This is a genomic window from Inquilinus sp. (assembly GCF_057815775.1).
Genome location: NZ_JBYRFX010000279.1, coordinates 1 through 9578 on the forward strand (window position 1 = coordinate 1; position 9578 = coordinate 9578).

Here is a 9578-nt window from a genome sequence, read left to right on the forward strand (position 1 = left end):
TGGACGGATTTAACCACGGGACCATCCCATCAGGGCAGCCATCGCGGCGACCCGGTTTCGCCGGGGGCGATCAGCCGCTATGGTCGGCGGCCCCAGCAGCAGCGCCGCCCCCATGACCGACGACGACCCTTCGCCCGCCGCGTCCGGAAGCATCTTCCGCCACCGCGGCTTCGCCTATTACTGGACCTCGCGCCTGATCGCGACCTTCGCGGTGCAGTTCGTCAGCGTCGCGGTCGGCTGGCAGGTCTATGACCTGACCCGCGACCCGTTCGACCTGGGGCTGGTCGGGCTGGTGCAGTTCCTGCCCTCGCTGGCGCTGGTGCTGGTCACCGGCGCGGTCGCCGACCGGTTCAACCGGCGCAAGATCATGGCGATCTGCATCGTCCTGGAAATCCTGTGCGCCCTGGCGCTGCTGGCGCTGACCATGGGCGCTGACCACCGGGTCTGGCCGATCTTCGCCGTCCTGGCCGGCTTCGGCATCGCCCGCGCTTTCCTCGGCCCGGCCGTGCAGTCGCTGCTGCCCAATCTGGTGCCGACGGCGGAGCTGTCGACCGCGATCGCCTGGAACTCCTCCTCCTGGCAGATCGCCACCATCACCGGGCCGGTGATCGGCGGCCTGCTGTACGGCCTAGCGCCGGAGGCGCCCTATGCCTGCGCCGCGGTGCTGATGGCCGTGGCGGTCGGTCTGGTCGCGCTGATCCCGCGGCCGGCGCAGAAGAGCGTGCCGGAACCGGCGAGCTGGGAGAGCCTGGGCGCCGGCTTCCGCTATATCTGGAGCGAGAAGATCGTGCTCGGCGCGATCTCGCTCGACCTGTTCGCCGTGCTGTTGGGCGGCGCCACCGCGCTGATGCCGGCCTATGCCCGCGACATCCTCGACGTCGGGCCCTGGGGCCTGGGGCTGCTGCGGGCGGCGCCGGGCGTCGGCGCGCTGATCACGGCGGTCTGGCTGGCCCGCCGGCCGATCGCCGACAGCGCCGGCCTCATCATGTTCGCCTGCGTCGCCGGCTTCGGCCTGTTCACCAGTGTGTTCGGCGCCTCGACCCTGCCCTGGCTGTCGATCGTCGCCCTGGCCTTCATGGGCGCCTTCGACATGGTCAGCGTCTATGTCCGCGAAAGCCTGATCCAGCTGTGGACGCCGGATTCGCTGCGCGGCCGGGTCAATGCCGTGAACATGGTCTTCGTCGGTGCCTCGAACGAGCTCGGCGAATTCCGCGCCGGCATCTCGGCGGCGCTGCTCGGCGTCATCCCGGCGGTGGTGATCGGCGGCGTCGGCACCATGGTGGTCGCCGGGCTGTGGTCGACCTGGTTCCCCCAGTTGCGGAAGATCCAGCGGTTGGATCACGCGTAGCCGGATCAGCCTTCCAGGAAATCGGCGATGGCGGTGCCGAGCTCCGGCTTGGTGACCGCGCTCATGTGGTTGCCCGGAATGGCGATGTAGCGTGCATCCGGCAGCGCGTCGGCCAGCGCCTCGCCGGAGCCGTTGTCGTCATCCTCGGCGCCGGACAGCACCAGGACCGGCAGGCCGATCCTTGCCAATTCAGCGCGCGGCGTGTCGACGAAGGTGTCGAGGATGCGCAGCAGCGCCACCGGGTCGCCGCCCACCGTCTTGAGGAAGGATTCCGCCATCCATTCCGGCGTGCCGCGCTCGAAGCGGCCGAGATTGGTCAGGATGTGGCGGAAATGCGTGCCGCGCCCGGCGGTGTCGACCAGGCCTTCCAGCCCCATCCCGGCGACGATCGCCCGGCCCGGCGTCGCCCCGCGGACGAGCATCCGCACCGTGGTCCGCCCGCCCAGCGAATAGCCGCCGAGGTCGTAATCGGCCAGCCCGAGATGGTCGATCAGCGCGAAGCCGTCATCGGCCAGCACGTCGGGCGGATAGGCCGCTGCGTCGTGCGGCCGGGCGCTGTCACCATGCGCCCGCAGGTCCGGCATGATGACGCGATGGCCGCTTGCCGCGATCTTGGCGGCATGGCCGTAGCGCAGCCAGTTGACGGTCGCGGTCGAGAAATAGCCGTGGATCAGCACCAGCGGCCGCCCCTCGCCGATCTCGCGATAGGCCAGCTTCACGCCGTCGCGGCCCTGAAAATGCTGCACGGGAAGGTCGGCGGGAGAGCTTGCCACAGGGGTCATCCATCGATGGGGCGGGCCACCAGGGTGCAATAGGCCGGACACCGCCGGGCCGCAAGAGAGCGGCCTGCCGCAGCCGGCCGCGATGTTGCCGCTGTAGCCGGATCGGGCGCAACCGCAATCGGGCCGTAGCCCGGCCCGGCTATCCCAGTGTCGTCCCCTTTCCGGATACAGGCAGGCGAACATGACGGCATCACCCGAGGCACGGTCGACCGATCCCCGCAGCAACAGCGAATGGATCGGCACGCGGCCGGGCGAGCATTGCCTGATCCGCGTCGCCGCCGAAGACACCGGCGGCGCCTATTCGGTGGTCGAGATCATCTCGGACCCCGGCGATACCGGTACGCCGATGCACGTTCACAAGAACGAGGATGAACATTTCCTGATCCTGGAAGGCACGGCGCAGATCGCCTATGGCGACCGGGTGTTCTATGCCCCGCAGGGGACGAGCATCAGCCTGGTCCGGAACGTCCCCCATGCCTGGCGCAATGGTGGCGACACCCCGCTGCGCATGCTGGTGACCTGCACGCCCGGCGGCGTCGAGGACATCTTCCGGATCATCGCCCGGGGTGGCGACATCGACCTCCGGGCGCTGGGGACCGAATTCGGCGTCCAGGTCATCGGCCCGATGCCGATCGGCTAGGACCATCGGACAGGGCGGATCCGCGCCGGCACACAACCCCGTTCCCCCTCGCCGGGGAAATCGCGATGATGGTCGCGGCGCAGGAACGGATTCGCTCATGTCCTCATTCGATCTCTCTTCGGCCTGGGCGCTCGGCGCCGCGGCCCTGCTCGGCTACCTCCTGGGCTCGATCCCGTTCGGCCTGGTGCTGACCAAGGCCGCAGGCCTGGGCGACATCCGCAAGATCGGCTCCGGCAACATCGGCGCCACCAATGTGCTGCGCACCGGCCACAAGGGCTTGGCCCTGGCCACGCTGCTGCTGGACGGCGGCAAGGGTGCCGCGGCGGTGCTGATCGCCGGCATCTTCGACCCGACCCTGGCCGTCCTGGCCGGCGGCGGCGCCATGCTGGGCCACATCTTCCCGGTCTGGCTCGGCTTCAACGGCGGCAAGGGCGTGGCCACGGCGCTGGGCACCCTGCTGGCGGTGATGTGGCCGGTCGGCGTGCTGTGCTGCCTGATCTGGCTCTTGATGGCTTTCCTGTTCCGCATGTCCTCGCTCGCCTCCCTGACCTCCGTCGCCGCGGCGCCGGTGCTGGGCTGGGCGCTGTCGGGCGTGCCGATCGCAGGCCAGGTCTGGACCGACCTGCCGCGCGCCGGGCTGGCGCTGTTCATCGCCGTGCTGGTGTTCATCCGCCACCACGCCAACATCCGGCGGCTGCTGGCCGGCACCGAGCCGAAGATCGGGCAGAAAAAACCCGCTTAAGATTGACCGGCTGCGATCCGGGTTGACCAGGCAGGCACCCGACCGCGAAGCTGGCGGCATGACGACGCCGCGACGGACCTTGAGCGAAGCCGAACGGATGGACTGGCTGCGCCTGGCCCGGACCGATGCCGTCGGTCCCATGACGTTCCACATGCTGATCGGCCAGTACGGTTCGGCCGGCGCCGCGATCGAGGCGCTGCCGGAGCTGTCGCGCCGCGGCGGCCGGCGGAACGCGCTGAAGCCGCCCGCCCCGGCCGAGATCCGGCGTGAGCTGGACGCGCTGGCCAAGCGCGGCCGCATCGTCGCCGCCTGCGAGCCGGACTATCCCCTGCCCCTGGCCGCGATCGAGGACGCCCCGCCGATGCTGTCGCTGCTGGGCCGCGCCGATCTGGCCGCCCGGCCCACGGTCGGCATGGTCGGCGCCCGCAATGCGTCGCTAAACGGCCGGCGCTTCGCCCGCGACATGGCGCAGGAGCTGGCCGCGGCCGGCTTCACCGTCGTCTCCGGCTTCGCCCGCGGCATCGACACCGCGGCGCATGAAGGGTCGCTCGCCGCCGGCACGCTGGCGGTGCTGGCCGGCGGGCTGGATGTCATCTATCCCCCGGAAAATGCCGCGCTGTACGACCGGATCGCCGAATCCGGCCTGCTGGTCGCCGAATGCGCCCTGGGCACCCAGCCGACGGCGCGGCACTTCCCCCGCCGCAACCGGCTGATCTCCGGCCTGTCGCTCGGAATCGTCGTGGTCGAGGCGGCGCTGCGGTCGGGGTCGCTGATCACCGCCCGCCTGGCCGCCGAGCAGGGCCGGCAGGTGCTGGCGGTACCGGGATCGCCGCTGGATCCCCGGGCGCAGGGCTGCAATCGGCTGATCCGCGGCGGCGCCATCCTGGTCGAATCGGCCGAGCATGTGATCGAGGCGCTGGCGCCGCAGGCGATCCCGCTGCGGCTGCGCGAACCGGCTGCGACCTTGCTGTCCTTCGCGGCACAGGGCCCGGTGCCGGGGGCTTCCGAGGCCGATATGGACCGCGCCGAAGTGCTGGCCCAGGTGCTGGAGCGCCTGTCGCCGACACCGACGGCGGTTGACGAATTGTTGCGCGATTGCCAATTGTCACCGCCGGTGGTGCTGACCGTGCTGCTGGAGCTCGAACTCGCCGGTCGGATCGAGCGCCAGCCCGGCAACAGGATCAGCCTGCTCTGACGCATCGCCCCAGGCGGTGCGCGGATTTCCAGGCGTCGCCCCCCCGGCGGCGCCGACGTACAGATTGAGTGTGGCGCTTTGGCAGACCAGACCCTCGTCATCGTCGAGTCGCCCGCGAAGGCCAAGACGATCAATAAATATCTCGGCAGCGACTACACCGTGCTGGCGAGCTTCGGCCATGTCCGGGATCTGCCTGCCAAGGACGGCTCGGTGCGGCCGGACGAGGATTTCGCCATGGACTGGGAGCTGGCCGACCGCGGCAAGTCCCGCATGGACGAGATCGCCCGCGCCGCCAAGGACGTCACCCGCGTGCTGCTGGCCACCGATCCGGATCGAGAGGGCGAGGCCATCTCCTGGCATGTGCAGCAGCTGCTGCGCGACCGGCGGGGGCTGAAGGATGTCGAGATCCGGCGGGTCACCTTCCACGAGATCACCAAATCCGCCATCCTCGAGGCCATCGCCCATCCGCGCGACCTGGACCAGGAGCTGATCGAGGCCTATCTGGCGCGCCGGGCGCTGGACTATCTCGTCGGCTTCACGCTGTCGCCGGTGCTGTGGCGCAAGCTGCCGGGATCGCGCTCCGCCGGCCGGGTGCAGTCGGTGGCGCTGCGCCTGATCTGCGAACGCGAGCTGGACATCGAGCGCTTCAGGGCGCGCGAGTTCTGGAGCATCGAGGCGGTGTTCCGCACGCCGAAGGGCGAGGAGTTCACGGCCCGCCTGACCCATCTGAACGGCCGCAAGCTCGACAAGTTCGATCTGCCGGACGAGGCCACGGCCAAGGCCGCGGTGGCGACCATCGACCCGCTGGCCTTCGCCATCGCCGCGGTCGAGGCCAAGCAGGTGCGGCGCCACCCGTCGCCGCCCTTCACCACCTCGACCCTGCAGCAGGAGGCGTCGCGCAAGCTGGGCATGAGCGCCACCCAGACCATGCGCACCGCCCAGCGGCTGTATGAAGGTGTCGACATCGGCGGCGAGACGGTCGGCCTGATCACCTATATGCGGACCGACGGCCTGACCCTGGCCGGCGAGGCCATCGCCCAGGCCCGCCAGGCGATCGGCAATTTGTACGGCCAGCCCTATGTGCCGGCCCAGCCGCGAGTCTACAAATCGACCGCCAAGAACGCGCAGGAAGCGCATGAGGCGATCCGCCCGACCGACCTGGCCCGCCGGCCGGAGGACGTGACCCGCTTCCTGTCGCGGGAGGAGCTGCGGCTGTACGAGCTGGTGTGGAAGCGCACCATGGCCTGCCAGATGGAATCGGCGGTGCTGGACCAGGTCATCGTCGATGTCGCCGATGGCGCCCAGACCGCGGTGTTCCGCGCCGTCGGCACCGTCATCCGCTTCGACGGCTTCCTGAAGGTCTACCAGGAAGACCGCGACGACCCGGTCGCCCCCGGCGAGGAAGCGGCTGAGGGCCAGCGGCGCCTGCCCGCCGTGGCCAAGGGCGACGCGGTCGAGCGGCGCAAGACCGTGCCGGAACAGCATTCCACCCAGCCGCCGCCGCGCTTCACCGAGGCCAGCCTGGTCAAGCGGATGGAGGAGCTGGGCATCGGCCGCCCCTCCACCTACGCCTCGATCCTGCAGGTGCTGCAGGACCGCGAATATGTCCGGCTGGAGAAGAAGCGCTTCTTCCCGGAGGATCGCGGCCGCATCGTCACCGCCTTCCTGGAGAACTTCTTCAAGCGCTACGTCGAATACGATTTCACGGCGAAGCTGGAGGAGCAGCTCGACGACATCTCGGGCGGCAAGCTCGACTGGAAGCAGGTGCTGCGCGATTTCTGGGCCGCGTTCCACGCCGCGATCGACGAGACCAAGGACCTCAAGATCGGTGACGTGATCTCGGCGCTGGACGAGGCCCTGTCGGACCATCTGTTCCCGCCGAAGAGCGACGGCACCGATCCCCGGCTGTGCCCGTCCTGCGCCAAGGGCCGGCTGGGGCTGAAGCTGGGCCGCACCGGCGCCTTCGTCGGCTGCTCGAACTATCCGGAATGCCGCTTTACCCGTCCGCTCGGCATGCCCGGCGAAGAGGGCAGCGCCGAGGAATCGGCCCTGCCGCGCCTGCTGGGCGACGACCCGCAGACCGGCCTGCCGGTGTCGATCCGCAAGGGCCCCTACGGCATCTATGCCCAGCTCGGCCCCAAGGACGAGGCGGAGAAGGGCGAGAAGCCGAAACGCGCGTCGCTGACCAAGGCCCAGGACCCGATGGCGATGACGCTGGAGGAGGCGCTGTCGCTGCTGTCGCTGCCGCGTGAGATCGGCAAGCACCCGGAGACGGGCGAGGCGATCCTGGCCGGCATCGGCCGCTACGGCCCCTATCTGAAGCATGGCGACAAGTACAAGAACCTGCCGCCGGAAGAGGATGTGCTGAAGATCGGCATGAACCGGGCCGTCGACCTGCTGGCCGCCGACAACGCCAAGGCGCGGGCGAGTGCCGAGCCGCTGCGTGACGTCGGGCCGCATCCCGAAGGTGGCGAGGTCATCAAGGTCTTCGCCGGCCGCTATGGCCCCTATGTCCGGCACGGCAAGGTCATGGCCTCGCTGCCGCGGGGCGTCGAGCCCGAGGCGGTGACGGTCGACCAGGCGGTGGTCTGGCTGGCCGCCAAGGCGGCCAAGGGCCCCGTCAAGGGCGGTCGCGGCGGACGGTCCGCCGCCAAGCCGGCGGCGGCACCGAAGGCGGCCGCGGCCAAGAAGGCTCCGGCCAAGGCGAAGTCCGCCGCCAAAAAGCCGGCGGCATCGGCGCGCAAGACCAAGGCCGCCGAGTGAACGAGCCCCCGAACAGGAAGCCGCCCGTCCGCAGGCCGATCAAGCGGAAGAAGATCCGCAACACCGTCATCCCGGCCAAGACCCCGCTGGGCAAGGGCAAGAAGGCGGCCAAGCCGTTCCCGACGCGTGAGCAGATCGTCGAGTTCCTGCAGTCGCGCGAGGACACGGTCGGCAAGCGCGAGATCGCCCGCGCCTTCCATGTCACCGGCGACGACCGGGTGCGGCTGAAGGAGCTGCTGCAGGAGATGGCCGAGGGCGGCCAACTGGAGAAGCGTCGCGGCCGCCGCATGCGGGTGCCCGGCGCGGCACTGCCCGGCGTCGCCGTGCTGCGCATCGTCGCGATCGATGCCGAGGGCGAGGCCGTGGCCTTGCCGGCGCGCTGGGAGGAAGACGAGCCGCCACCGCGCATCACCATGGCGGCCGAGGGCCGCGGCCAGGGCGCGCTGGCCGTCGGCGACCGGGTGCTGTCGCGGCTGGAGGAGAACGAGGACGGCAGCTGGACCGGCCGGACCATGCGCCGGCTGGAGAACCAGGCCGATGTCCGCGTCGTCGGCGTGTTCCGCCGCGGCCGTGACGGCCAGGCCCGGATCGTGCCGGTCGACAAGCGCGCCCGCGACACCTGGACGGTGCGCGAGGGCGATACCGCCGGCGCCCAGGATGGCGAGCTGGTCGAAGGGCTGGTCGAGGCCTCCGACCGGCTGGGGCCGCGCCGCACCATCATCACCGGTCGCCATGGCGATGCCGAGAATCCGCGCTCGATCAGCCTGATCGCGATCCACGCCGCCGGCATCCCGACCGAGTTCCGGCCGAAGGCGCTGGCCCAGGCGGAGGCCGCCGAACCGGCTGCTCTCGGCGACCGGGTCGATCTGCGCCAGATCCCGCTGGTCACCATCGACGGCGCCGATGCCCGCGATTTCGACGACGCGGTGTGGGCCGAACCGGACCCGGACCGGCAGGGCGGCTGGCACCTGATCGTCGCCATCGCCGATGTCGCGCATTACGTGCCGCCGGGGTCGCCGCTGGATCGCGACGCCTTCGAGCGCGGCAATTCCTGCTATTTCCCCGACCGCGTCGTGCCGATGCTGCCGGAGGCGCTGTCGAACGGGCTGTGCTCGCTGCGGCCGAACGAGGATCGCGCCTGCCTGGCCGCCGATCTGTGGATCGACGAGCACGGCCAGCTGAAGCGGCACCGCTTCCGCCGCGGGCTGATGCGGTCCTCCGCCCGGCTGACCTATGAGCAGGTGCAGGCCGCCCGCGACGGCCAGCCGGACGACACCACCGGCCCGCTGGTGGACACGGTGATCGCCCCACTATTCGGCGCCTATCAAGTGCTGCTGGCGGCGCGGGCCAAGCGCGGCACGCTGGAGCTCGACCTGCCCGAGCGCAAGGTCCATCTCGGCGAGGATGGCCGGGTCGATTCGATCGGCATCCGGCCGCGCCTCGACAGCCACAAGCTGATCGAGGAGTTCATGATCGCGGCCAATGTCGCGGCCGCCGAGACGCTGAGCGACAAGTCCCTGCCCGCGCTGTACCGCGTGCATGACCAGCCCGACCGGGCCCGGCTCGAATCCCTGAAGGAGTTCCTGACCCCGCTCGGCTACACCCTGTCGCTCGGCCAGGTGATCCGGCCGCGGGTGTTCGGCCAGATCCTGGAGCGGGCCGCGGGCCGGCCCGAGGAGGCGATGGTCAACGAGATGGTGCTGCGGGCCCAGGCCCAGGCGGCCTACAGCCCGGACAATCTCGGCCATTTCGGCCTGGCCCTGCCGCGCTATGCCCATTTCACCTCGCCGATCCGGCGCTATGCCGACCTGACGGTGCATCGCGGCCTGATCCGGCTGCTGCATCTCGGCGACGACGGCGCGACCGAGGAGGAGCTGTCGCGGCTGGAGGAGATCGGCACCCACATCTCGGTGACCGAGCGCCGCGCCGCCCAGGCCGAGCGCGACGCGATCGACCGCTACCTCGCCAGCTGGCTGTCGGACCGGATCGGCGCGATCCTGCCCGGCCGCATCGGCGGCGTCGCCAAGTTCGGCCTGTTCGTGAAGCTGGACGAATCGGGTGCCGACGGGCTGGTGCCGGTCTCGACCCTGCCCGACGACTTCTACGAC

7 protein-coding genes are annotated in these 9578 nt (G+C 70.5%); 6 read left to right on the top strand and 1 reads right to left on the bottom strand.

What is annotated here, in order from left to right:
• The first annotated feature begins 112 nt into the window (after nt 1-112).
• A complete protein-coding gene (locus AC3XYG_RS10025) occupies nt 113-1348 on the top strand; it encodes an MFS transporter (RefSeq protein ID WP_489139683.1) in 1236 nt (411 codons plus the stop codon).
• Nucleotides 1349-1353: 5 nt separating this feature from the next.
• Here the strand turns inward: AC3XYG_RS10025 and AC3XYG_RS10030 are convergent, their stop codons facing one another.
• Entirely contained in the window at nt 1354-2130 is a 777-nt protein-coding gene (locus tag AC3XYG_RS10030; protein WP_489139684.1) for an alpha/beta fold hydrolase, read from the bottom strand.
• 181 nt (nt 2131-2311) lie between these two features.
• Between AC3XYG_RS10030 and AC3XYG_RS10035 the strand changes: the two genes are divergently transcribed.
• The 5 genes from AC3XYG_RS10035 to rnr all read left to right on the top strand — a co-directional run.
• Complete coding sequence (locus AC3XYG_RS10035; RefSeq protein WP_489139685.1) at nt 2312-2770, top strand: cupin domain-containing protein; 459 nt, start codon at nt 2312-2314, stop codon at nt 2768-2770.
• A gap of 97 nt (nt 2771-2867) precedes the next feature.
• Nucleotides 2868-3512, top strand: a complete 645-nt coding sequence (gene plsY, locus AC3XYG_RS10040) for a glycerol-3-phosphate 1-O-acyltransferase PlsY (protein WP_489139686.1) — start codon at nt 2868-2870, stop codon at nt 3510-3512.
• Between the two features lie 58 nt (nt 3513-3570).
• Nucleotides 3571-4707: a DNA-processing protein DprA gene (gene dprA / locus AC3XYG_RS10045; protein ID WP_489139687.1), complete on the top strand. Its 1137-nt coding sequence runs from the start codon at nt 3571-3573 to the stop codon at nt 4705-4707.
• 78 nt (nt 4708-4785) lie between these two features.
• Complete coding sequence (gene topA, locus AC3XYG_RS10050; protein WP_489139688.1) at nt 4786-7470, top strand: type I DNA topoisomerase; 2685 nt, start codon at nt 4786-4788, stop codon at nt 7468-7470.
• On the top strand, nt 7467-9578 hold a 2112-nt coding region (gene rnr / locus AC3XYG_RS10055), incomplete at its 3' end, for a ribonuclease R (RefSeq protein WP_489139689.1). The genes topA and rnr, both read left to right, overlap by 4 nt.